This is a genomic window from Geodermatophilus telluris (genome assembly GCF_900102745.1).
Lineage (GTDB): Bacteria > Actinomycetota > Actinomycetes > Mycobacteriales > Geodermatophilaceae > Geodermatophilus > Geodermatophilus telluris.
This window is the reverse complement of the sequence record NZ_FMZF01000002.1, coordinates 729976-752559: the sequence shown is the minus strand read 5'-3', so window position 1 is coordinate 752559 and position 22584 is coordinate 729976. Positions and strand designations below refer to the sequence as shown.

The following is a 22584-nucleotide window of genomic DNA, read 5'->3' as shown; positions in this document are numbered from 1 at the left end:
GGGTCGGGCCGCGGCCGGCCTCGCCGGTACCGGGACCCGCGCACCGGAGGAGGACGTCCGTGGAAGCCGACGTGATCGTCGAGGTGCCGAAGGGCTCCCGGAACAGGTACGAGTACGACCACCGGCTCGACCGCATCCGGCTGGACCGGATGCTGTTCACCGCGACCGGCTACCCCGGCGACTACGGCTTCGTGCCCGAGACGATCGCCGAGGACGGCGACCCCATCGACGCGCTGCTGCTGCTCGGCGAGCCCACCTTCCCCGGCTGCCTGGTCCGCGCCCGGGTCATCGCGGTGTTCTGGGTGGACGACAAGCGCGGGCCGGACGCCAAGCTGCTGTGCGTGCCCGCGGACGACCCGCGGCAGCAGCACCTGCAGGAGCTCGAGGACGTGCCGATGCACCAGATCGCCGAGATCTGGCACTTCTTCGAGATCTACGAGGCCCTCGCGCCGGACAAGTCGGCCGAGGCCCGCGGCCGGGGCTGGGAGCGCAGGGCGAAGGCGGTCGAGGCGCTGGAGGACGCCCGCCGCCGGTACGCCGAGCAGGCCGGCACCGCCGGCTGACGGCGGCCGGTCACGGGCGGCCGGTCAGGAGGAGCTGCTCGAGGAGGTCGGGAGCCGACACGAGCACGAGACCAGCCAGCACCGCCGGCACCGTCCACGCGGCGATGCCGGGCAGCTGGCGCGGTGACCGCAGTGCCACCGCCAGGACCGCGGCCGCCGCCAGGACCGCGGCGGTGACGACCACCGGTGCCTCGGCCGGGTAGGAGGAGGCGCGCCGGTACGCGTCGGCCACGAGCAGCCCGAGGGCCGCGGCGGTCCCGATCGAGCCGGCGCGGCCCGGGGTGCCGATGCCCGCGAAGGCCACCCCGAGCACCGCGCCGGCGACGACGGCCAGCACCAGCCACTGCAGTACCTGTCCGGTGTCCAGTGCGTACGGCATGCCGGGGTACTCGATCCCGTAGACCACCTGCTTGCCCACGTAGAAGGCGAGCACCGCGGCCAGCAGAGTCACCGACGACACGACGACGGCCCGCCGCCACGGCTGCCGGGCACTGAGCAGCGCGATCGTCGCGGTCCACAGCAGGAACACGTGCGACAGCGGGCGGAGGACGTCGTCGTGGTAGGCCCACGCGGCGAGGCCCCCGGTGAGCACACCGGCGCTGACCGCGACCAGGAGGCGCAGCGGGACCGCCGCCCTCCGCGGGTGCGTGAGCGCCCCGCCGACCCGTCCGTCCACGCGCGTCTCCCCCGTCCGGCGGCACCTGGGCCGAAGCACCGTGGCAGGCGGCAGGACCGGCCGCAAACAGCCGACCGCGTGTCACGAGCGCGGTCCCCGGCGGGGCGCGGGGTCAGTCGCAGGCGGGCCCGGCGGGGAGCGGGCACGCCCGGCAGACCAGCCAGCCGAGGGCCACCTGCCACGCGACGAAGCAGGCGAGGACGCCGAGCCACCCCGCCGCGCCCAGGCCGGTGACCAGCTCTCGCGGGAGCACCGCCACCGAGCAGACGGCCAGGACGCCGGACAGCCACAGCGCCAGGGCGGTCCAGCGCCAGCGCACGGCCGTGCTGGGGCGGACCTCGATGCCCAGCCCGTAGAGGTCCTCGGGCGGGTGCCGGCGGACCATGCGCCGCCGGGACCGGTACACCGCCACCCCGGGGTGGCGCTCGGCGAGCACCCGCTCCCACCGGCGCCGCCGGCGCGGTCCGGTGCCGCGCGGGAGGGTGACCGCGACGACCCGCGCGGCGGCCGCCCGGAAGCCGGTGTCGCCCAGGACGACCCGGCCCCGAGCAGCGACCACCGCCGTCACGTTCCCCCAGCCGGTCCCCAGGCCGGTGTGGCTGGGGTGGTACCAGCCGTAGAGCCCGCAGCCGCACCCCCACTGCGGCGGCACGTGCGCCGCGTCGACGGAGCACCGGGCCCGCTCGACCGGCCAGCTCCAGGGCCCGGCGTCGAGGTGCACCGGCGGGCAGAGCCCGTCGTCGGTGAGCCGGAACCGCCGGTACCCCTGCACCTCCCCGGCCACCAGGGCCGGCGAGGGGTCCGGGGGGTGGGGAGGCGCGGTCACGCGGGAGCGGGCTGGGCCGGCACGGGGGGCGCGGGGGCGGGCCGGGCCGGGACCGGGTCGGCCACCGGCTCGCACTCGATCTCCCGGCGCTCGGGACCGATGTCACCCGCCACGCACGGCCGGGCCCGTGGTGCGGAGGACCGGGCGGTGCGGGACGGCGGCGGAGCGGTGAGCGTGCCCATCTGCGGCTCCTCGCCCGAGGGACTCGACGGCGGACCGACCGGCCGGGGCGGCGGGCGGGGCCCGCCCGCCGCTCCGGCGTCCCGGTCAGTGAAGCACCGCCGGACGCGCCGGCCCACCCCCCGCCGAACGGGGCACGGCCACCGGCGTCACGGCCGGGCCGGTCAGGTGCGGCGCGCGGTCAGCACCAGGTACTCCCAGTCCAGGACGGTGCTCCCGCTGCCGCGGTCGTACCGCTCGGCGAGCGCGGCCAGGTCGTGGTCGAGCGCCGCCACCCGGGCGGGGTCGTCGCCGATCGCCCGGTAGGTCGCGATCGTCGGGCCGTAGACCTGCTTCCAGGAGTCCCGCCACGCCTCGGGCGAGGCGTAGCCGGAGACGGTCACCGACTGCCGGCGCGCGACGACGTCGGTGACCCGGTCGCCGAGCAGCCCGCGCACGTGCTGCTCGTCGCCCCACAGCGGCGGCGGCTGCGCCCCGGGCGGCGGCGGGGGCGCGTAGGGCTTCATGGTCCGGAACATCTCGCCGACGAAGCCCTCCGGCGTCCAGCTCACCAGCCCGATGCGGCCGCCGGGCCGGCACACCCGCACGAGCTCGTCGGCGGCCTGCTGATGGTGCGGCGCGAACATCACGCCGACGCAGGACAGGACGACGTCGAAGCTCGCGTCCGCGTACGGCAGTGCCTCGGCGTCGGCCTCCTCCCAGGTCAGCTCGGCGCCGGTCCGCGCCGCGAACGCCCGGCCGGCGGGGAACAGCTCCGGCGTCAGGTCCGAGGCGACCACCTCGGCGCCGGTCAGCGCGGCGGGCACGGCGGCGTTGCCGGTGCCCGCGGCGACGTCGAGCACCCGCTCGCCGCGGCGCACCCCGGTGGCCGCGACCAGGACCCGGCCCAGCTCGGGGATGAGGTCGCGGGCCACCGACGGGTAGTCCCCGAGCCCCCACACCGCCCGGTGCTTGGCCTTGAGCGCCCGGTCGGCGGCGACGGCGTCGATGGTGTCGGTCATCTGGATCTCCTGTCGTCGTGCGGGTCGTCCCCGCAGTGCGACGACGGTGGCGCGGCCGGGTTGCAGACCGGCTGCACCGCGCGTGCAGCGCTCATGCACGCACCGGCGGGGCCGCGACCCGGCCCAGCGCGGAGCGGGCCAGCGCGACGGCGGCGGCCTCGGCGGCCCGCGGGTCGCGCCGGGGCACGGCGGGGTCCGGCGGCCCGAGCGGCGAGGGCTTGCCGGCCGCGACCAGGCAGGCGTGCAGGGCCGCGGCGTCCTCGGCGGCGTCGACCCGCTGCAGCAGCCGGGCCACGTAGCGCAGGTTGAGCCACTGCTGGGTGGCGTCGCCGACCCGCTCCCAGTGCGCCAGGACGGCGGCCAGCTCGCGGGCGGCCTCGACCGGGTCGCCGTGCACCGCCCGGGTGGCCGCGGCCTCCATCTCGGCGATGCCCTGCCACCAGAAGTTGCGCACGCCCGCGGCCAGCGCCCCCGCCTCGTCGAACAGCGCCAGGGCGCGGTCGGGCTCGGCCTTCTTGAGCACCAGCCCCAGGGCGTAGCGGGCCATCGACTGCGCCGTCGGGTTGGCCGTCGCGTCGGCCACCTCCAGGCTCTCCCGCGCCGCCGCCAGCCCCCGCTCCGGCGTCCGGCCGACCGCCTGGCACACCGCGACGTAGTAGAGGGTCCACACCAGCCGGATGCGGTCGCCGTCGGCCCGGGCCCGCTCCGCCTCGGCGGTGTAGTGCCGCAGCGCCGCCTCCACGTCGCCGTCGTAGAGCGCCACGTCGGCCAGCACGTCGCCCGGGAAGGCGATGCGCGGGGTCCCGGGCGGCGGCAGCCGGCCCCCGGCGAGGCGCGCCGTCGCGGTGGCCACGGCGAAGTCGCCCCGGTTCCAGGCGCCCCGGGCCGCGGCGCCGACGGCGGCCGGGTACCGCGGGTGGCCGGGGTCCACGACGCGCAGCAGCTGCTCGGCCCAGGCGTAGGCCTCGTAGCCGACGCGCAGGTGCACCAGCTCCGGCACCGCCGTCACCAGCCGCAGCGCGGGCTCCCAGTCCCGGTCGGCGGCCGCCCGCGTGAAGGCCGCCCGCAGGTCGTCGTAGACGGCGAGGCCCTCCTCCGCCCACGCGCGCTCGTCGGCGCCCTGCATCCCGCGGCCGGCCCGCTCGGCGAGGTCGACGTGGACGGCGACGTGCCGCCGGGCGAGCGCGCGGTCCTCCCCCGCCTCCTCGGTGCGCGCCCGGCCGTAGGCCCGCAGCGTCTCCAGCAGCCGGTAGCGGCTGTGCACCCCGCTGCGCGCCACGACCATCGAGCGGTCGACCAGGCGGGTCAGCCGGTCGAGGACGTCGTCCTCAGCGGCCTCCGGGTCGACGACGCGGTGCACGGCGCGCAGGTCGGCGCCGCCGGCGAACACCGACATGCCGCGGAAGAGCCGCTGCTCGGGCTCGGGCAGCAGCCGGTAGGACCACTCGATCGCGGCCTCCAGGCTCTGGTGGCGCGCGACCGGCCCACGCCCGCCGCCCAGCAGCGGGGCGTCCTCCAGCCGCCGGGCCACCTCGACCGGGCTCATCACGCGCATCCGGGCCGCGGCCAGCTCGATGCCCAGCGGCAGCCCGTCGAGCCGGCCGCAGATGGCGGCGACGGCGTCCGCGGCCGCCGCGTCGAGGCGGAAGTCCGGCGCCGCCGCGCGGGCCCGCTGCACGAAGAGCGCCGTGGCGTCCTCCAGCGGCAGCGGCGGCACCGGCCACACCTGCTCGCCGTCGGCGGCCAGCGGCTCGCGACTGGTCGCCAGGACCACCACCCGCGGGCAGTGCTGCACCACCTCGCCGACCAGCCGGGCGGCGTGCGCCAGCACGTGCTCGCAGTTGTCGACGACGAGCAGCAGCGCGCGCTCGCGCAGGTAGTGCAGCACCGTCTGCTCGACCGACAGGCCCGACCGCTGCCGGATGCCCAGGGCGGCGGCGACCGCGTCGCCGACCGGGGCGCCCTCGGGCAGGCCGGCGAGCTCGCAGAGCCAGACGCCGTCGTCGAAGCGGTCCCGGTCCCGCGCCGCCACCTCGACGGCGAGCCGGGACTTGCCCGCCCCGCCGACGCCGGTCAGCGTGACCAGGGGCCCGGCGCGCAGCGCGGCGAGGACGCGCTCCACCTCCCGGCCGCGGCCGACGAAGCCGCTGGCCCGCCGCGGGAGGTTGCCCTGCGGCGGCGCGCCGGCCAGCCCGGGGTCGTGGACGAGGATCCGCCGGTAGAGCGCCTGGGCCGGCGCGGCCGGCTCCACCCCCAGCTCGTCGTCGAGGCGGGTGCGCAGCTCGTGGTAGGCGGCGAGCGCGTCGGCCTGGCGCCCGGTGGCGTACCGCGCGCGCATCAGGCTCACCGCGGGCCGCTCCCACGACGGGTGGGCGCGGACCAGCGCCTCCAGCTCGGGCACCGCCTCGGCGGCCCGTCCCAGCTCCACCAGCGCGTCGGCGCGGTCGGCGGCGGCGCCGGTGCGCAGCTCGGTGAGCCGGGCCGCCTCGGCGGCGGCGAACTCCTCGTCGGCGAACTCGGCGAGCGCGTCGCCCCGCCACAGGCCGAGCGCGGTGTCGAGCTCGGCGAGCACCCGCCCGTGGTCCCCGGCGGCCGCGGCGGCCCGCGCGGTCCGGACCCGCCGCTCGAACTCGGCGGCGTCGAGGGTCGCGGCGTCGAGCACGAGGCAGTAGCCGGGCGGCCGGTACCGGAGGGGCGCGGCGTCCCCGAGGACGCCGCGCAGCCGCGAGACGTAGGCGCGCAGCGCGGTCAGGGCGCCGTCGGGCGGGGTCTCGCCCCACAGCGCGGCGACCAGCCGGTCGGCGGACACCACCTCGCCGTGCGCGACGAGCAGGGCGGCGAGCAGGGTGCGCGGCTTGTGCCCGCCGACGGCGACCGGCCCCTGCGCGCGCTCCACCGACAGCGGCCCGAGGACCCGGAAGTGCACGTGTGCTGCGCCTGCCATCGCCGCCTCGTCCTGCACGCGGACCGCCACGGGCGCGGCCGACCCTAGCGGCGCCCCGCGGCGCGGGACAGGTGCCTGCGCCCCCGGTCGGCGGTCAGCCGGCCGCGGCGGCCAGCCGGGGCAGGTTGCCCATCGCGGCCAGCGCCTGCTCCCGGTAGCGGGCGAGGACGGCCTGCCCGTGCGCGTCGTCGCGGCCGACGCCGGCGACCAGGCGGCCGAACCCGTCGAGGCGGCTGCCGCGGATCCAGCGGCGCAGCTCGCGGTCCTGCGACCAGTGGTACTGGTTCAGCATCGTCGTCATCGTCGCGCCGGCGTAGTCGTCGAGCGTGTGCGGGAACGCCACCGGCGCGCACAGCCGGTTCTGCTGCTCCTCGTCGTCGTGGTGCGCCTCGACCCAGGCGGTGAGCGCCGCGCTGAACGCCGGCTGGGGCAGCCGCAGCATCTGCAGCACGATCCGGTCGCCCTGGAACACCGGCTGCACCGGGCGGCGGCGGACGGCCGAGGCGGTGCAGTCGACGAACAGCGTGTCCGGTGCGGTGGCCACCTCCCCGTGGTCGAGGACCGCGCGGCCGGGCTCGAGCGCGCGCACCCGTCCGAGCCGGACGACGTGGCGGATGCGGCGCAGCACCTCGACCTCGCCGGGGGCCACCGTGGCGAGGTGGAACATGCCGGGCGTCCGGCTGCGGTCGATCCGCGTCACCGCGCCGCAGGCCTCCAGCCGCAGGAACAGGTCCTCGGTGGAGGTGGCCGCGGCGAAGGCGGCCATCTGGTCGGCCTGCCCGCCGATGACCTCGTCGAAGAACTCCGGCGCCGGCTGGGTGGTCACCCGGTTGATCAGCCACGAGTCGCGCGGGACGACCCAGGTGATCGCGTCCGGGTCGGCGCCGGACTGGACGAGCCACACGCAGGTGTCCATGGCCGTCTTGCCGCCGCCCAGCACGGTGAACCGGCGCGGCGGCGGTCCCGCGTGCACCGCCAGTCCCGGCAGGGCGTTCGGCGGCACCAGCCGGACCCCGGGTGCCACGGCGAAGGACGGCGTGTGCGTCGAGGGGATCGACGGGCTGTTGTAGGTCGCGTCGACGACCTTGCGGCGCACCCGCACCTGCGTGACGGCGCCCGACAGCAGCGACCGGACCCGCCCGTCGCCCTCGTACTCGCTCATGGGCAGGTGGGTGACCCGCCCGCTCGGGACGAGGCGGGTGCTCACCACGCGGTCGTAGTAGCCGCAGATCTCCGCGCCGGTCGCGAGCTCGTAGAGGCCGGCGTTGAGGCCGGTGGTGTCCTTGCGGCCGCTGCCGAGCTCCGTCGAGTCGACGCCGTAGAAGGCCGAGGGCTGGTGCAGCGTGACGAAGGGGTAGGCGTCGTTCCAGTGCCCGCCGGGCTTGCCGCGCCGGTCGACGATCGTGAGGTGCGCGTCGCTCTCGTCGAGCAGCGTGTCGGCGAAGGCGAGGCCGGTGGCGCCCGCGCCGATGACCAGGTAGTCGGTGTCGATGACGTCAGACGGCATGGCGGACAGGCTATAACAGTGTCATGACAGCGTCATACAGCATCGCCGACGACGACCACGGCGGCGACCGGGACCGTCGCACGCGCGTCGTCGAGGTCGCGGCCCGGTTGCTCGCCGAGGAGGGGCCGCACGGGCTGTCGCTGCGGCGGCTGGCGACGGCCGCGGGCGGCTCGACCCAGCTGGTCTACACGCTGTTCGGGGGCAAGCCCGGCCTCGCCGACGCGCTGTACGGGGAGGGCTTCCGCCGGCTCGGCGATGCCGTCCGCGCGGCCCTGGCGGCCGATCCGGCACCGGCCGGCGACCCGGGGCGGCTGGTCACGGCGGCGCGCGCCTACCGCCGGTTCGCCGTCGCCGAACCGGCGTTCTTCTCGGTCATGTTCGGCCCGGCGATCCCCGGCTTCACCCCCGGCCGGGCCACCCGCGAGGCCGGCCGGGCGGTCTCGCTCGGGCAGGTGGTCGAGGCGGCGCGGGAGTGCCTGGACGCCGGGACGCTCCGGGCGGACGACGCGCACGCCCTCGCGCAGGCCTGCTGGACGGTGACCCACGGCGTGGCCGCGCTGCGGCACGCGGGGCTGCTCGAGGGGGACGCCGACGACCTCGGCGACTCCCTGGTGCGCACGGTGGTCGACGCCCACCGACCCTGAGCGGTTTGCCGACCGGTCCCGCGCGCTATCCCTCCGAGGACGCCGTCCCGACCGGACGGGCACGACTGGAGGAGGAGAGCCGTGGGCAAGCTGACGTTGGGACTCGGGCTCGGGATCGGCTACGTGCTCGGTGCGCGCGCCGGGCGCGAGCGCTACGAGCAGATCGTGCAGGCCACCCAGGGCTTCCTGGGCCGGCCGGAGGTGCAGCAGACCCTGGAGCAGGCGCGAGCCGCCGCGCCGGCGCCGCTGCAGGGCAGCATCGACAAGCTCACCCAGCAGGCCTCCGGCGGGCAGGGCTCCGGTACCCGGGGCTCCGGCACCCGGGGCTCGGGGTCCGGGACGAGCGGCACCGGCACCGGCACCGCCGACACCGGGAGGATCGAGGGCGAGGCGACCCTCCTCGGGGACGTCGAGGCCGTGGTGCCCCCGCCCCCGCCGGTGACCAGCACGGACGCCCACAGCCAGGCCGGCGGCCCGCTGCCGGACCCGCTCGTCCCGCCGGCCAAGTCGGGCGGCACCCCCGGGCAGGCGTGACCGCTCACTGAGCGTCCGCCGACACGGGTCCGGGCGCCGGGTGCAGCTGCTGCACCCGGCGCCCGCGGGCCTCAGCGGTAGACGAGCGTGCCGTCCTCCAGGTCGGCCTTCGGCAGCAGCTCGGCCTCCTCGGCGTGCTCGAGCATGTGCGTCCACGGCTCCCGGTCGCCCTGCTTGAACAGCACGTGCTGCGAGCGCAGGACGTAGCCGGCGTTGAAGTTCTCCGGGTCCGACCACGGCCGGATCTGCATGCCGGCGTCCTCGGGCCGCAGCGTTGGCACCACCATCGAGGCGCCCTTCGCCTGCATGGTCTCGAACAGCCGGACCACCACGTCGCTGACGAGGTCGGCGCGCAGCGTCCAGCTGTGCCGGAAGTAGCCGAACACGTAGGCCATGTTCGGGACGCCGGTGATCATGATCCCGCGCCAGGTGACGCGCTCGGGGAACTCGACCGGCTCGCCGTCCACGGTGAAGTCGACGTCGCCGAAGGCCGAGAGGTTGAACCCGGTGGCGGTCACGACGACGTCGGCCGGGATCTCCTCGCCCGAGCCGACCCGGATGCCCTTCTCGGTGAACGTCTCGATGGTGTCGGTGACGATCGAGGCCTTGCCCTCCCGCAGCGCGGCGAACAGGTCGCCCTCCGGGACGATCGCGATGCGCTGCTGCCACGGCCGGTAGCGGGGTGTGAAGTGCTTCTCGACGTCGAAGCCCTCCGGGAGCAGCGGCGTGATCGAGTCCATGAGGAAGGCGTGCAGCTCGTCGGGCGCCTCGTGCGACAGCCGCGCCAGCTCGTTGAACTGGGCGGCGTAGGCGCGCCGGAGGATCTCGTGCGTCCAGTCCTCGGGGATGTCGAGCTGGCGCAGGGTGACGGCGAGCTCGTGGGTCAGCGGCGGGGCGAGCCAGTAGGACGGCGAGCGCTGCAGCATCGTCACGTGCTCGGCGTCCTGGGCGATCGCCGGGATGAGCGTGGCGGCCGTGGACCCGGACCCGATGACGACGACGCGCTTGCCGGTGAGGTCGAGGTCCTGGGGCCACTGCTGTGGGTGGATGACCTCGCCCTGGAAGCGGTCGAACCCCTCCCACTCCGGCCGGTAGGGCTCGGCGTGGTTGTAGTAGCCCTGGCACATCCACAGGAAGTCGGTGGTGAGGCGCAGCTGCTCGCCGGTGTCGCCGCGGGTGACGTCCACGGTCCACCGGCGCTCCTCGGTCGACCAGCGCGCCGCGGTGACCTTGTGGTGGTAGCGGATGTGCCCGGCGAGGTCGTCCTCCTCGATGACCTCGTCGAGGTAGTTCAGGATCTCCTCCCCCGCGGCGATCGAGGGGCCCCGCCAGGGCTTGAACCGGTAGCCGTAGGTGAACAGGTCGCTGTCGGAGCGCACGCCCGGGTACCGGTGGGTCCACCAGGTGCCGCCGCGGTTGTCCTGCGCGTCGAGGAGGACGAACGACCGGTCGGGGAACCGCTCCTGCAGGTGGTGCGCGGCACCGATCCCGGACACCCCGGCACCGACGATGAGGACGTCGACGTGCTCGGGTGTGCCCTCCTCGCTGCTGCGGATCTCCGGGGCGGGTGCCCGTTCGGCAGTCGTCGTCATGAGGGGACCTCCCGTGCGAGTGGAGTGGTACACGTCACAGTATCGATACGGGAGGCCCCCTCAGAAGGGGCGCGGGCGATCCCGGCCGCCCGCCCCCTGCTCAGCCGAGCGGGTGCTCGGCGAGGAACGCGAGCACGCGGGGGAGGAACTCCTCGGCCCGCTCGACGCCGAGCGCGTGGCTGGAACCCGGGCCGGTGAACAGCTCGAGCTCGGCGCCGGGGATGGCCTCGGCCACCTGCCGGCCGTGCCACGGCGGGGTGAGCAGGTCCTGCTCCCCGGCGACGACGAGGGTGGGCGCGGTGATGCCACCGAGCCGGTCGAGCGTGTCGTGGGCGAGGTCGGCGTCCCACTGCTCGACGGTGGTCCGGATCTGCTGCTCGGTGCTCGGGAACAGCGGCAGCATCTGCCCGATCATCTCGCCGAACTGCGGGTCGTCGAGCAGCTGCGGGGAGAACGCGATGCCGAGCGCCCCGAGCGCGGCCTCGATGTCGCCGGTGCGCCACGGGTGGGCCAGCCCGGTGATGACCGCCCGCTGGAAGCCGTCGGTGCGGGCCCAGGTGCAGTAGAGGACGAGCGAGGCCACCCGCTCGGGCGCGGCCAGCGCGAGCTCCTGGGCGATGGCGCTGCCGAGGGAGTAGCCCAGGACGTGCGCCCGCTCGATGCCGAGGGCGTCCAGCAGCCCCAGGGCGTCCGCGGCCAGCGAGGCGACGCTGATCTCCCCCGAGCCGCGCTCGGACCCGCCCATGCCGCGCAGGTCGTAGGTGACCACCCGGTGCCGGCCGGCCAGGACCGGCGCCATCTCGGCCCACCAGCCCAGCGACTGGGTGGTCCCGTTGACGATCAGCAGCGGCTCGCCCTCGCCGTACTCCTGGACGGCGACGGCGGTGTCGCCGACCTGGACGGTCCGCGGGGCGTGCGTGGTGGGCGTGGCGGTCATGGCGTCTCCGTCGCTGGTAGGGGGCGGAAGGATGAGAGCGGAGCACACCACAGGGACGAGCCGTTCCGGAAGGGCGCGGTGTCGGGTCCCGGTGGCGGCCGGCCCCGACGCGTCGCCTGGTCGCCGGCGACGCCCGCACCGCGCGCTCGCCGCGCTGCCGTCCTCACCTGCCGTGCGCTGAGGCGCGGCTCCGGACGGCGTGCCCGACGAGCGTCCGCGACCGCCGGTGGGACCGGAGGCCGCGGGCGCTCATCACGTGAACGCCGGGAGCAGGGCGCTCATCAGCGCGGAGTGGTCGTAGGCGCGGGTCGTGTTCGCCATGACGACCACGCCCAGGCCCAGCCCCGGGTAGAGCCGCATGGCGTTCCAGAAGCCCCCACCGGTCCCCCAGTGCTCGACGAACTCCGGCCTGGCGGACCGGTCGGCGGGGCGGCGGAACCAGCCGAGGCCCAGGTCGAACGGCCGGCCCGGGGTCGCGATGGTGCGCATGGCGCGGGCGGTCTCCGGCGCCAGCAGGCGCCGGCCGTCGACCACGCCGTCGGCCAGGTGCAGCCGGAGCAGCCGGGCGGCGTCGGGAACCGGGCCGATCAGCCCGCCGTAACCGGCGCCCGCCACCCGGAAGGGCCGCAACGCCACCTGGGCCCCGTGGCGGTCGCCGACGGTGCCGGCCGGCAGCGCGGCCCGCAGCAGCGGGGTGGCCGGTCGGGGCAGGCGCACGTAGCCCGTGGCGTGGTCGGCACCGTCCCGGTGGCGGTAGCCGGTGGCGGTCATACCGGCCGGTTGCAGGAGGCTCCGCTCGACGTGCTGCTCGAACGGCTCGCCGGCGGCGTGGCTGACGACCTCGGCGAGGACCAGGTAGCCCAGGTTGGAGTAGCGGGCCGGGCCGCCGGCGGACCGCTTCGGGTGGCCGTGCCGGTCGAGGACCCGCCGGGTGGCGGCCGAGACGTCGGCGTCGCCGGCCGCGGCAGGCAGCACCCAGCGCACCGGCAGGGGGTTGGCGGCACCGGCGGTGTGGTCGAGCAGCTGGCGCACCCGAGGCTGCTCACCCGAGCGAGCCGCGTAGCCGGGGACGAGGTCGCGGACGGGGGCGTCGAGGTCGAGCCGGCCCTCGTCGGCCAGCCGCACCGCCACGGTCGCGGTGGCGATCTTGGACATGGAGAACCAGAGGTAGCGCGTGTCGGGCGTGGCCGGCCGGGCTGTCGCGAGGTCCGCGGCGCCGAAGCCCTCGGCGAACAGCAGCCGGTCGGCGTCGGTCACCGCGACAGACAGGCCGGGCACGTGGTGACCGGCCATGAGGGACGCGACGGTGGCGCGGGCGGCGTTGAGTGCGGCGGGGTCGGTGGGCCGGGTCGGGGTCGTGGCCATCGCTTGTGCCTTCCCTCCGTCGGGACCGGATGGGGCCGACGTGCGACGGCCGGTGCCCGAGCGTGTCCCCTAGACCCGGGAACCGGCTAGGTGTTCGCCGCCGCCCGCCGCGCGGGCACGGGACCGGCTTCCGGCGGCCCTGCCAGGAGTCGCTCCCCGCGACGCCGTCGCTCACCGGCACGCTCCCGCAGCAGGACGGCCAGTGCCGGCGTGGCGGCGGAGTCGGCACAGCGCTCCAGCAGGCGCGCCGTCGCCAGCTGCTCGGCCGCGCACCGCACCCGCAGCAACCGGCGGACCTGCTCCTGCCCGTGCGGCGCCTCGTCCGCGGTCTCGACGGACCCGACCCCTGCCTGTTGACCCGTGCCCATCGCGCGCCTCGCATCCCTCGTCGTCCCGTGCGCAGATGACGACGCGTTCGCGTGCGCTGCATGACGTGGGGTCCGCGTGGCGGGACTCCACCGGGACGGCGACGTGCAGGGTCCCTCGCGGGTCCGCTGCTCCCGCGGCCCCACCCTGGACCGCCGTCGACGGTCCGGGCCCGGCTCACACGTTGAAGCAGAATGTGTCCAGCGTGGACGATCCTCGTTGGACGCTTTGGAAAGTCGTCCTTGACCTGCGGTCTCGCTGTTGGTCGGCATTGGTGCGCAGTGGTCTGGATCGGAAGTCTTGTTGACTGGCTGTTGACTGACGCCCACGCGGTCGGGCGTGGCGTTCGTCTCCAGCCATGGGTCGCCAGTGGCGGAGGTCCCTATCCCGCCGTCCGAGGTCTCGAGCCGTTCTGCCGGCTCTGTCCAAGACAGCGCCATGCCGTCCGGCTTCTCCCAACTGGACAAGCCGGACGGCGTGGCGCTGAGGGCCCCGACCTCGAGCTCGCTCGGCTCTCAGGCAGCCGGTAGCGGCTCTCGGTCGTGGGCCTGGGTAACCGCTGCGCTCGAGTATCGGAAGCCCTTCGCGGCGCAGTAGATCCCGAGCGAGAGCTCCCACGCGGCCTCTGGGAGCGTCAGGACGCCCGATGGCCCCTCGCCGTTCTTGTACACGCCCGCCAGGATCAGCATGGCTGAGACGATCAGGACGGATCCGCCGACCAGACCCAGCAGCGCCAGCCGCCGGGGCACGAGGCCCGACGTGTACATGAGGTAGCCGAGCAGCAGCCCGTTACCGATGCCGGCCACCAGTCCCGGCCCCCATTCGAACGCCCACTCGTAGGTGTGCGCCAGGCCGTCACCCTGGACCTGGAGTGCGACCGCCTCGCCGCCGCTCGCCCCGTCCATCGCGCTGATCACCGACACCAGCGACAGCATGCTGATCAGGCCGATGGCGGCGAAGACGGACTCCATGGTCCGGGCGCTCACGTAGCCGAGCGCGATCGTGTGGCTGTACCTGCGAGCGATCGGGTACAGCACGACAGCGGTTCCGAGTTGGGTGACGATCAGACCGAACTCGAGAAGCGCGCCCCACTTCAGACTCGCTGTGGAGGCGTCTCCCGGGACGAGCCGCATGTCGGTCCAACTCGCGCCCGCCCCGTCTATGAACAGCAGGCGCGCCGGGATGCTCGTCAGGAACGTCCCGATGAACAACCACCCGAAGATCCGGCCGGTTCGTTGCAGGTCCATGGTGTCCTCCTCGGTGTGCGATGTCATGGAGAGGCCTTGCGAGATGTGCAGGGTCCGAATCGCTGGCCATGCGCCGGCCCAGTCGCTCGGGTGTCGGGATCTGACGGGTCAGGCGTCGCGTCGACGTAGCGCCAGCGCCCCGGCGATCAGGGGCACGATCGCGTAGGCGGCGACGACCAGGACGCCGGCGCTGGGAGCCAGCTCGTCTCCGACGGCCGACAGCGAGTCCTCGCCGCCACCGAGGAAGGCGCCCGATGCCGGGAGCGGCAGGTAGTCGACGACCGTCTCGACCCAGTCCAGGGTGATGAACACCAGCAGGGTCGGCAGCAGGAGGAGCACCGACAACGCCACGGTGATGGCGCCGGCGCTGGAGCGCAGGAGCGTGCCCACGCCCAGGGCGAACAGGGCCGCGGCGACCATGAAGAAGACGGTGCCGCCGAAGACCCGCCAGGTGTCGGCCTCGGCGAGACGCGGGACGAGGTCGTGGTCGGCCAGCAGGGGCATGGTCGCGAGGTAGGACAGGGCGATACCCAGGGTGGCGACGACCGCGGTGGCCACGGCCAGCACCGTGGCCTTCGCGGCGAGCACGGGCACCCGGGTGGGTACCGCGGCCAGGGTCGAGCGGATCATGCCGGTGGAGTACTCCCCGGTCATCACCAGCGCGCCCAGCACCGCGATGGCGAGCATGCCCAGCTGGAAGCCGCCGGAGACGACCACCGGGCCGGTCAGTGCGGCGAGCTCGGCTGCCGTCGAGGGGTCGGCGGCCATGGAGTCCAGCGAGCCGGCCACGGCCAGTGAGACGCCGGTCATCAGCAGCACGGTGGTGGCCAGCGTCCACCAGGTGGACCGCAGCGACAGCAGCTTGGTCAGCTCGCCGCGGACGACCCCACCGAAGGTGGGGCGGGCCGCGACCACGGCACGCGGAAGCGGCGTGGGGACGGGTGCGGCGACGGCGGTCGTGCTCATCGGGATCCCTCCTCCGGGACGGCCGACGTCGTGGCGGCCGAGGTCGTGGCGGCCGAGGTCGTGGCGGCGAGGTCGGACCGGTACTCGACCGCGTCCTGGGTGAGGCTCATGTAGGCCTCCTCGAGGGTGGCGCTACGGGGGCAGAGCTCGTGCAGCGCGATGCCGGCGGCGCAGGCGAGTTCGCCGACGTCGGCGGCGTCGATGCCCCGCAGGTCGAGCGTCCCGGGCTCCGGGGAGCTGATCGTGACGCCGTCGGCCTGCAGCAGGTCGGCCAGCTCGCCGGCGCGTGGAGTGCGCACGCGGACGGCGGCGGCGGAGACGGAGTCGATGACCTCCTGCACCGGGCCCGCGGCGATGATCCGGCCGCGGCCGATGACGAGGAGCTGGTCGGCGGTCTGCGCCATCTCGCTCATCAGGTGCGAGGAGAGGAACACCGTCCGTCCCTCGTCGGCCAGGGTGCGCACGAGCCGGCGCACCCACTGCACGCCCTCGGGATCGAGGCCGTTGACCGGCTCGTCCAGGATCAGCGTCCGCGGGTCGGCGAGCATCGCCGAGGCGATGCCGAGCCGTTGGCCCATGCCGAGGGAGAAACCGCCGACCCGCTTTCCGGCGACGGCCGCCAGGCCGGTCATCTCGATGACCTCGTCCACCCGCGACGACGGGATGTTGTGGGTGGCGGCCATCGTGCGCAGGTGCGACCGGGCGCTGCGGCCCGGGTGCACGGCCTTGGCGTCGAGCAGGGCACCCACCTCGCTCAGCGGCGAGCGGTGCTCGGCGTAGGGCCTGCCGTTGACGGTGACCGTCCCGGAGGTGGGCCGGTCCAGCCCCATGATCATCCGCATGGTGGTCGACTTGCCGGCGCCGTTGGGTCCGAGGAAGCCGGTGACCGACCCGGGGGCGATGGTGAAGCTGATCCCGTCGACGGCGGTCTTCTCGCCGTAGCGCTTGGTCAGCTCGTGCGCCTCGATCATGACGAGGCCTCCTCGGTCTGCTGGGCGGTGGACTTCGGCGCCGACTCTTCGCCGCGGAGGCGAAGGACGACGTTGCCGCGCTTGCGGCCGGTGTCGACGTAACGGTGCGCCTCGGCGACGTCGCCGAGGTCGTAGGTGCGGTCGCGGACGGCCCGGAAGGAGCCGGCCTCGGCGAGGCCGACGAGGAACGCCAGGTCCTCGGCGGTGGGCGTGCCGACGTCGGCGGTCACCAGGTGCCCGGTCCGCCGGCTGCGCAGCGGTGCCCGCAGCAGCCCCGGTAGGTCGGTGATCACCAGCAGCAGCGCGCCACCGGGCTTGAGCAGATGCCGGACTCGCTCGAACGGGGCGGTGCCGACGCAGTCGACGATCACGTCGTAGGCGGCCGGCCCGGCGGTGAAGTCCTCGGCGGTGTAGTCGATCACCCGCTCGGCGCCCAGCGACATGACGAGCTCGCGGTTCGCGCCGCTGCACACGCCGGTCACGTACGCCCCGGCGTGCGCCGCCAGCTGCACCGCCGCGGTGCCCACCGCGCCCGACGCCCCGTTCACCAGGACCGTCGCGCCCGGGCCGAGGAACGCCTGGCCCAGGAAGCCCCGGGCGGTCAGCCCGCCGAAGACCAGCGTGACGGCGTCCTCGAACGTCATGTTCCGCGGCTTGTGCGCGATCGCGGCGGTCTGCGGCACCCGGGCGTACTCGGCGTGCCCGCCGAACTGCCCGCCGGTCATCGCGATCACCTCGTCGCCGGGGCCGAACGTGGTGACGTTCGCGCCGACGTCCGCGACGACGCCGGCGACGTCGAAGCCGAGCACCGGGTGCTTCGGCCGGAACAGGCCGATCCCAGCGGCGGCCAGCAGGCCGAGCCCGCGGGGCACCTCGCGGCTGCGGGCGCGGTGGTCGGCGACGCTGACGGTGCTGGCATGCACCCGGACGAGGACGTCGTGGGGGGCGACCGTCGGCCGCCGCACATCCGCCACGTGGACGGTGTCCGGCCCACCGAACCGGCGGTAGACCGCGGCCCTCATCGCACGGCCTGCGCGGTCGGCAGGGCGGCGACGGCGGCGGGCCGGAAGCCCCGGACGGCCAGGTAGATGCCCAGCGACAGCTCCCAGAAGAAGATCGGCGCCAGGGCGATCACCGACCACAGGGTGGCGTCGTCGTTGACGCCGTAGACCGTCGCGATCTTGGCCACGAGGAGCAGCGGGGCTCCGATGAGGCCCATCAGCGGGATCACCCGTGGCACGAGTCCGGACCGGTACATCAGGCTGCCCAGCAGCAACGCGTTCACGGCCGCCATGAAGCCCGGACCGATGTGGAACGTGAAGTCGCGGACCGCGACGAGTGCTGCGGCGGTGGTGGTCAGCGAGGCCGTGTCGGCGTCGGGCGCTCCGGCGACGTCCTGTCGCAGCGTCACGATCGCAAGGACGCTGACGACACCGATGATGATGATCGCGCCTTCGAGCAGGCGGGAGGCGACGAAGCCGAGCGCCAGAGTGCTGTTCTGCCGCCTCACCACGGGGAACAACACGACCGCGGCGCCGGCGCCGGCGATGGCGGTGACCACCTCGAGCAGGCCGCCGGTGATGACGCGCCCGTCGGACCCTGCGCCCAGGACGTAGTCGGGGTTGTCGAGGACGGGGGCAAGGAAGTAGAAGGCGGCCGGGATCGAGGCGGCGAAGGTGATGACGTACAGCAGGCCGCCGAGGAATGCGGTCTGTCGCATCGGGTCCGTCGCGGGTCGGGTCCTCGCGGGTCGGGTCGCCGCGGCGGGCGGTGCGCTGATGCTCATGGCGGAGTCCTTCGGGTGTGGTGGCGGGTCAGGTGGTGGCGGTGCGCGGGTGCTCCGCGTCGAGCGGGGTGACCGAGAGCAGCGGCACCCCGAGGTCGCGCACCTTCTGCAGCAGGCCGTGCAGCGCTGCCTGGTCGGTCACCGGGCCGCGCAGGGCGGTGGTGCCGTCGTCGGCGGTGGTGAGGGTCATCCCGTCGAACCAGGTGGCCCACCGCGGGTCGAGGCGGCCGCGTAGCCGGATCTCGTAGCGCGGGGAGTCGGCCGCCGGGCCGGCCGGGTTGGTGGTCATCACGTGCTGCTCGCTCTCTCGTCGATGTGCGAAAGCTAGGAGCCGGCGTGGGGAGCGGGGATCACCACGTGATGTGAGTGAGGTGGTGATTCCGTCACGCGCGAACGTGGTTGGCCCGACTCCCGTCTCGGCTACGGTGCGCGGACCGCAGCAGCACGGGGACACCACCGACCAGCACGTCGAGGGAGCGGCCCGTGTCCCGCACCGTTGCTGCCGGAGCCGGGCCGGAGCCGCTGCCGCCACCGCTGCCTGCGGCGGAGCCCGGGGTGCGCTCGGCTCCGACCCAGCGGGTCGGCCCGCGCTTCGTCTGGCTGTACGCGGCCGGGTTCACGAGCACGTGCCTGGTGCTGGTGGCGCCCCTCCTGGTCACCCTGGCACTGAAGATCAACTCACTCGTCGGCGCCGAACGGGCGCCGGAGGGCCTGGCGCTGGTCACCGGGGTCGGCGGCCTGGTGGCCATGGTGGCCAACCCGTTCTTCGGCAAGCTCAGCGACCGAACCCCTTCACCGCTGGGCATGCGGCGGCCGTGGATGGTGATCGGCCTGCTGGGCGGCTCCCTCGGCGTCCTCGTGGTCGCGCTGGCGCCGAGCATCCCGGTGGTCCTCGCCGGCTGGTGCCTGGCCCAGATGCTCAACAACGCCCTGCTCGCCGCCATGGTGGCGGTGCTGCCGGACCAGGTGCCGACCGCGCAGCGCGGCCTGGTGTCCGGCGTGCTCGGCGTGTGCCTTCCGGTCGCCTCCGTGGGCGGCACCTACCTGGTCCAGCTCGTCACCGGCAACCAGCTCGCGATGTTCCTCGTGCCCTGCGCGGTCGGTGGGTTCTTCGTCCTGCTCTTCGCCCTCACGCTCGACGACCGCAGGCTCGCCCGGGCGGAGAAGCCGGCGTGGTCGCTGCGGGAACTGGCCGGCACGTTCTACGTCAGCCCCCGGCGGAACCCGGACTTCGCGTGGGCCTTCGTCAGCCGATTCCTGTTCGTCCTGGCCTACGCGTTCCTGACCACCTACCAGGCGTACTACCTGCTGCAGGAGGTGGGCAGCGCCGAGGCCGACGTCCCCCGGCAGATCTTCCTGGGCACGCTCGCGCAGTCCGCACTCGTCGCCGTCGCCTCCGTGGTGGGCGGGCGGCTGTCCGACCGCACCGGCCGGCGCAAGGCCTTCGTCTGCGTCGCGGCGCTGGTATACGGCTCGGCGCTGTTCCTGCTCGCGATTGCCTCCGGCTTCGACGGCTACCTCGTCGGCATGGCCGTCGGCGGCCTGGGCTTCGGCCTCTACACCGCCGTCGACCTCGCGCTCGTCGCCGATGTGCTGACGAGCCACGACAACGCCAAGGACCTCGGCGTCCTCAACATCGCCGGCGCCCTGCCCTTCTCGGTCGCGCCCGCGCTGGCTCCGTTCGTCCTGTCGGTCGCCGACGGCGACTACGGGGTGCTGTTCGGTGTCGCCGGCACCTGCGCCGCGCTGGCGGGCGCGGCGATCCTCCGTGTCCGGCGGGTGCGCTGACGCCGCCTCACCGGCCCCGCACGAGATCCAGCTCCTGCCCCCGGCGGACGGCCGCACGCCGGTTGGTCACGCCGAGCTTGGCGTAGATGTTCTTGGTGTGGGTCCGGACGGTGTTCAGGGACACGAACAGCTCGCTGGCGATCCGTGGGCCGTCGAGGTCGGTGGCCAGCAGCCGGAGGACGTCGAGCTCCCGGGCGCTCAGCGGCTCCACCAGACGCTGGGCGACGGGCTCGTCGTCGTGGACACCGCAGGCGATTATGAGCCGGCGGACGTAACCCGAGATCGATCCCGACGCTCCGGCGGACCGCAGCAGCGCGGTCATCGGCGCCCCCTCGTCGGCGAAGGTCCGGACGTAGTCCTCCGCCTCGGCCAGGGACAGGGCCCGCCGCAACGCCGCGAGCGCCGCAGGCATGTCGCCGCAGGCCTGCGCGGCGAGCGCCTGCAGCACCAGAATCTCGATGACGCTGCCCGCCCGGCGCCCGGCCTCCGCCGCGGACAGCAGCCGGTCGAGCAGCCCGGTCGCTGCACGGAGCGAGGCCCCGGCGCCGTCTTCCACGGCGTGCCGGGCGAGCAGCACGCGCGCCAGGGTGACGTGCTCGTACTCGCGCACGTAGCTCAGGTCGTCGTCGGCGGACAGGCCCCGTTCGCCGACCCAGTCCAGGGCGTCCCCCAGCCGGCCGTGCGCAGCCTCCATCCGCGCTCGGAGCGCGGGGATCGGTCGGACGTCGGGTGAGTAGTCGTTGTTGAAGCAGCGCTCGGCCTCGTCCAGCAGCTCGAACGCCCCGTCCAGGTCACCCTCCACCTCGCAGAGACGCGCCATGGCGAGACGCCGCCGGTACGCGTTCTTGGGCAGATCCGACGACGGGCCCAGCTCCTGGCTGCGGACGAGGTGCCCCCGGGCCGCCTCGAGGTCATCGCGCTCCCGGAACAGCTCGCTCATCCCCACGTGCATGTCGGCCGCGCCCTTGAGCGCCGGCACGGTCTGCTCGGCGCGGCGTAGTCCGCGCCGGTAGATGGACATGGCGTCGCGGAGACGGCCCTGGGCGATCCGGATCTCGGCCAGGGTGACGGCGCCGCCGACCACGTCGGTGGCGTAGCCCGCCTCGTCGAGGCTCGCCATCCCCTGGGCGTACCAGCGGTAGCCCTCGTCGAGGTCGCCCGTCGTCCAGAAGGCCAGCCCGATCAGCGCCTCCGGTCCGCCCCGCGTGGCGAGATCTCCCGGCGCCGCGAGATCGAGCGCTCGCCGGGCGTGCCGCATGCTGGCGTCCACGTCACCGGAGACCAGAGCCTGCGCGGACCGGAACATGGCGATCTGGCCGGGCAAGCGCCGACGTGCCTCGTCCACGACGCCGCCGTCCGCCCCGCCCGGTGGGCCGGCCAGCCACCGCTCGACCTCCTCCAGGCGCGCCTCCGCTCCGCGTACCTCTCCGGTGGACATCAAGGCCCCCACGTAGCCGGCGCTCAGGAGCGGCCGGGCGCGGAGCACCTCGTCGGGCAGGGACTCCAGCCAGCGGCGCAGCGTGGCCTCCCCCCGGTGCCGGTTCATATCTGGGATCACGCGCTCGAGGAGGTCCGCCGCCCGGTCCAGGTCCGCCGCCGCCAGCGCGTGCTCGATCGCCTCGGCCCGCTCGCCGCTGCGCTCGAACCACTCCGCTGCCCGCCGGTGCAGGTCCGGGACGGTGCCGGGTTGCTCGTCGAGCAGGTGCGCCTGAAGGACGTCGGCGAACAAGTGGTGGTAGCGGTACCAGGTGCGGCGGTCGTCCAGCGGGACCAGGAACAGGTTCGCCCGCTCGAGGCCCTCGAGCATCGGCCGGCCGCCGTCCCGGCCGACCACGGCGTCGCAGAGCGGGCCGGTCAGCCGGTTGAGGATGGAGGTCCGCAGCAAGAAGTGGCGGACGTCATCGGGCTGGCGCTGCAGGACCTCCTCGACCAGGTAGTCGACGATGTAGCGGGCGTCGCCGGCGAAGCCAGCGATGAAGCCGGCGGGGTCGTCGCGGCCCTGCATGGACAACGCGGCCAACTGCAGCGCGGCGATCCAGCCCTCGGTGCGCGCCTCCAGCGCCGCAATGTGTTCGGCGGTCAGGGCCAGCCCCATCGCCTCGTTGAGGTAGGCCGCGGCCTCCTCGGGGGTGAAGCGCAGCTCGTCGGCGCGGATCTCGACGAGCTCGCCGCGCGCCCGCCACCGGGCCACGGGCAGGGCCGGGTCGGCGCGGGTGGCGATCACCAGGTGCACGTGCGGGGGCAGGTGCTCCACGAGGAAGGCCATCCGCTCGTGGATCTCCGGCGTGGCGATGGCGTGGTAGTCGTCCAGCACCAGGACCAGGTCGTCGGGGACCGCGTCGAGCTCGTTGACCAGGGTGGCGAGCACTTCGTCGAGCGACGCGTGCGGCTCCCGCAGCAGCGCGAATGCGCCGGCCCCTACGCCGGGTACCGCCGTCTGCAGCGCGGCGATGAGGTAGGTCCAGAACGTGTTCGGGTCGTTGTCCCGGTCGTCGAGGGACAGCCATGCTGTCGATCGCCGGTCGGCGGTGGCCAGCCACTCGGTGAGCAAGGTGGTCTTGCCGAACCCGGCCGGCGCGGACACGAGGGTCAGCGCCGCGTCGCCGCCCCGGTCGAGCCGCTCGCTGAGCCGGGGTCGGGCCACCACCAGGCCACGCCGCCGCCGCGGAACGTGCAGTTTGGTCGTGAGCA

General features: G+C 74.8%; 19 protein-coding genes. 4 read left to right on the top strand and 15 right to left on the bottom strand.

The genetic code is table 11. The annotated features are described in order from the left end of the window. The first annotated feature begins 59 nt into the window (after positions 1 to 59). The gene (locus tag BLQ97_RS08840; RefSeq protein ID WP_091365205.1) at positions 60 to 563 is read left to right on the top strand and encodes an inorganic diphosphatase; all 504 of its coding nucleotides are present in this window, start codon (positions 60 to 62) and stop codon (positions 561 to 563) included. A 10-nt stretch (positions 564 to 573) separates the two neighbouring features. On the opposite strand, the gene BLQ97_RS08835 is transcribed toward BLQ97_RS08840, so the two are convergent. The 5 genes from BLQ97_RS08835 to BLQ97_RS08810 form a co-directional block, all read right to left on the bottom strand. Further along, entirely contained in the window at positions 574 to 1239 is a 666-nt protein-coding gene (locus tag BLQ97_RS08835) for a DUF6518 family protein (protein ID WP_091365203.1), read from the bottom strand. Between the two features lie 112 nt (positions 1240 to 1351). After that, a complete protein-coding gene (locus BLQ97_RS08830; RefSeq protein ID WP_175471647.1) occupies positions 1352 to 2065 on the bottom strand; it encodes a hypothetical protein in 714 nt (237 codons plus the stop codon). 344 nt (positions 2066 to 2409) lie between these two features. Beyond that, complete coding sequence (locus tag BLQ97_RS08820) at positions 2410 to 3246, bottom strand: class I SAM-dependent methyltransferase (protein ID WP_091365198.1); 837 nt, start codon at positions 3244 to 3246, stop codon at positions 2410 to 2412. 91 nt (positions 3247 to 3337) lie between these two features. After that, positions 3338 to 6190 (bottom strand): AfsR/SARP family transcriptional regulator, encoded by a 2853-nt coding sequence (locus BLQ97_RS08815; RefSeq protein ID WP_245691988.1) that lies wholly within the window; start codon positions 6188 to 6190, stop codon positions 3338 to 3340. 94 nt (positions 6191 to 6284) lie between these two features. Next, positions 6285 to 7697: an NAD(P)-binding protein gene (locus BLQ97_RS08810; RefSeq protein ID WP_091365194.1), complete on the bottom strand. Its 1413-nt coding sequence runs from the start codon at positions 7695 to 7697 to the stop codon at positions 6285 to 6287. 23 nt (positions 7698 to 7720) lie between these two features. Between BLQ97_RS08810 and BLQ97_RS08805 the strand changes: the two genes are divergently transcribed. Continuing rightward, positions 7721 to 8341, top strand: coding sequence for a TetR/AcrR family transcriptional regulator (locus tag BLQ97_RS08805; RefSeq protein WP_091365192.1), 621 nt, complete (start codon positions 7721 to 7723; stop codon positions 8339 to 8341). A gap of 81 nt (positions 8342 to 8422) precedes the next feature. Further along, positions 8423 to 8875 carry a hypothetical protein gene (locus tag BLQ97_RS08800; RefSeq protein ID WP_091365190.1) on the top strand — a complete coding sequence of 151 codons (453 nt, stop codon included), beginning with the start codon at positions 8423 to 8425 and terminating at the stop codon, positions 8873 to 8875. Positions 8876 to 8946: 71 nt separating this feature from the next. Here BLQ97_RS08800 and BLQ97_RS08795 read toward each other — a convergent pair whose 3' ends face one another. The 9 genes from BLQ97_RS08795 to BLQ97_RS08750 all read right to left on the bottom strand — a co-directional run bounded on the left by BLQ97_RS08795 (position 8947) and on the right by BLQ97_RS08750 (position 18394). Continuing rightward, positions 8947 to 10467: a flavin-containing monooxygenase gene (locus tag BLQ97_RS08795; RefSeq protein ID WP_091365189.1), complete on the bottom strand. Its 1521-nt coding sequence runs from the start codon at positions 10465 to 10467 to the stop codon at positions 8947 to 8949. Between the two features lie 100 nt (positions 10468 to 10567). Further along, positions 10568 to 11404, bottom strand: coding sequence for an alpha/beta fold hydrolase (locus BLQ97_RS08790; protein WP_091365187.1), 837 nt, complete (start codon positions 11402 to 11404; stop codon positions 10568 to 10570). A 252-nt stretch (positions 11405 to 11656) separates the two neighbouring features. Continuing rightward, a complete protein-coding gene (locus BLQ97_RS08785) occupies positions 11657 to 12769 on the bottom strand; it encodes a serine hydrolase domain-containing protein (RefSeq protein WP_091365186.1) in 1113 nt (370 codons plus the stop codon). Positions 12770 to 13650: 881 nt separating this feature from the next. Next, positions 13651 to 14382, bottom strand: a complete 732-nt coding sequence (locus BLQ97_RS08775) for a DUF4386 domain-containing protein (protein ID WP_175471646.1) — start codon at positions 14380 to 14382, stop codon at positions 13651 to 13653. Between the two features lie 108 nt (positions 14383 to 14490). Beyond that, positions 14491 to 15348, bottom strand: coding sequence for an ABC transporter permease (locus BLQ97_RS08770; RefSeq protein ID WP_091365181.1), 858 nt, complete (start codon positions 15346 to 15348; stop codon positions 14491 to 14493). Further along, the gene (locus BLQ97_RS08765) at positions 15345 to 16319 is read right to left on the bottom strand and encodes an ABC transporter ATP-binding protein (protein WP_091365178.1); all 975 of its coding nucleotides are present in this window, start codon (positions 16317 to 16319) and stop codon (positions 15345 to 15347) included. Before BLQ97_RS08765 ends, BLQ97_RS08770 begins: the two co-directional genes overlap by 4 nt. Continuing rightward, the gene (locus tag BLQ97_RS08760; protein ID WP_091365177.1) at positions 16316 to 17341 is read right to left on the bottom strand and encodes an NAD(P)-dependent alcohol dehydrogenase; all 1026 of its coding nucleotides are present in this window, start codon (positions 17339 to 17341) and stop codon (positions 16316 to 16318) included. Before BLQ97_RS08760 ends, BLQ97_RS08765 begins: the two co-directional genes overlap by 4 nt. Next, a complete protein-coding gene (locus tag BLQ97_RS08755) occupies positions 17338 to 18105 on the bottom strand; it encodes a DUF4386 domain-containing protein (RefSeq protein WP_091365175.1) in 768 nt (255 codons plus the stop codon). Before BLQ97_RS08755 ends, BLQ97_RS08760 begins: the two co-directional genes overlap by 4 nt. A 28-nt stretch (positions 18106 to 18133) precedes the next feature. Beyond that, complete coding sequence (locus BLQ97_RS08750) at positions 18134 to 18394, bottom strand: hypothetical protein (RefSeq protein WP_091365174.1); 261 nt, start codon at positions 18392 to 18394, stop codon at positions 18134 to 18136. A gap of 266 nt (positions 18395 to 18660) precedes the next feature. On the opposite strand from BLQ97_RS08750, the gene BLQ97_RS08745 reads away from it, so the two are divergent. Beyond that, the gene (locus BLQ97_RS08745) at positions 18661 to 19893 is read left to right on the top strand and encodes an MFS transporter (protein WP_245691987.1); all 1233 of its coding nucleotides are present in this window, start codon (positions 18661 to 18663) and stop codon (positions 19891 to 19893) included. Between the two features lie 7 nt (positions 19894 to 19900). Here BLQ97_RS08745 and BLQ97_RS08740 read toward each other — a convergent pair whose 3' ends face one another. Then, positions 19901 to 22540: a winged helix-turn-helix domain-containing protein gene (locus tag BLQ97_RS08740; RefSeq protein WP_245691985.1), complete on the bottom strand. Its 2640-nt coding sequence runs from the start codon at positions 22538 to 22540 to the stop codon at positions 19901 to 19903. Positions 22541 to 22584 lie beyond the last annotated feature (44 nt).

Coding starts and splice junctions, on each gene's coding strand:
- BLQ97_RS08820 (WP_091365198.1), bottom strand. CDS start 3,246: ATGACCGACACCATCGACGCCGTCGCCGCCGACCGGGCGCTCAAGGCC.
- BLQ97_RS08815 (WP_245691988.1), bottom strand. CDS start 6,190: ATGGCAGGCGCAGCACACGTGCACTTCCGGGTCCTCGGGCCGCTGTCG.
- BLQ97_RS08810 (WP_091365194.1), bottom strand. CDS start 7,697: ATGCCGTCTGACGTCATCGACACCGACTACCTGGTCATCGGCGCGGGC.
- BLQ97_RS08805 (WP_091365192.1), top strand. CDS start 7,721: ATGACAGCGTCATACAGCATCGCCGACGACGACCACGGCGGCGACCGG.
- BLQ97_RS08795 (WP_091365189.1), bottom strand. CDS start 10,467: ATGACGACGACTGCCGAACGGGCACCCGCCCCGGAGATCCGCAGCAGC.
- BLQ97_RS08790 (WP_091365187.1), bottom strand. CDS start 11,404: ATGACCGCCACGCCCACCACGCACGCCCCGCGGACCGTCCAGGTCGGC.
- BLQ97_RS08785 (WP_091365186.1), bottom strand. CDS start 12,769: ATGGCCACGACCCCGACCCGGCCCACCGACCCCGCCGCACTCAACGCC.
- BLQ97_RS08775 (WP_175471646.1), bottom strand. CDS start 14,382: ATGGACCTGCAACGAACCGGCCGGATCTTCGGGTGGTTGTTCATCGGG.
- BLQ97_RS08770 (WP_091365181.1), bottom strand. CDS start 15,348: ATGAGCACGACCGCCGTCGCCGCACCCGTCCCCACGCCGCTTCCGCGT.
- BLQ97_RS08765 (WP_091365178.1), bottom strand. CDS start 16,319: ATGATCGAGGCGCACGAGCTGACCAAGCGCTACGGCGAGAAGACCGCC.
- BLQ97_RS08760 (WP_091365177.1), bottom strand. CDS start 17,341: ATGAGGGCCGCGGTCTACCGCCGGTTCGGTGGGCCGGACACCGTCCAC.
- BLQ97_RS08755 (WP_091365175.1), bottom strand. CDS start 18,105: ATGAGCATCAGCGCACCGCCCGCCGCGGCGACCCGACCCGCGAGGACC.
- BLQ97_RS08750 (WP_091365174.1), bottom strand. CDS start 18,394: ATGACCACCAACCCGGCCGGCCCGGCGGCCGACTCCCCGCGCTACGAG.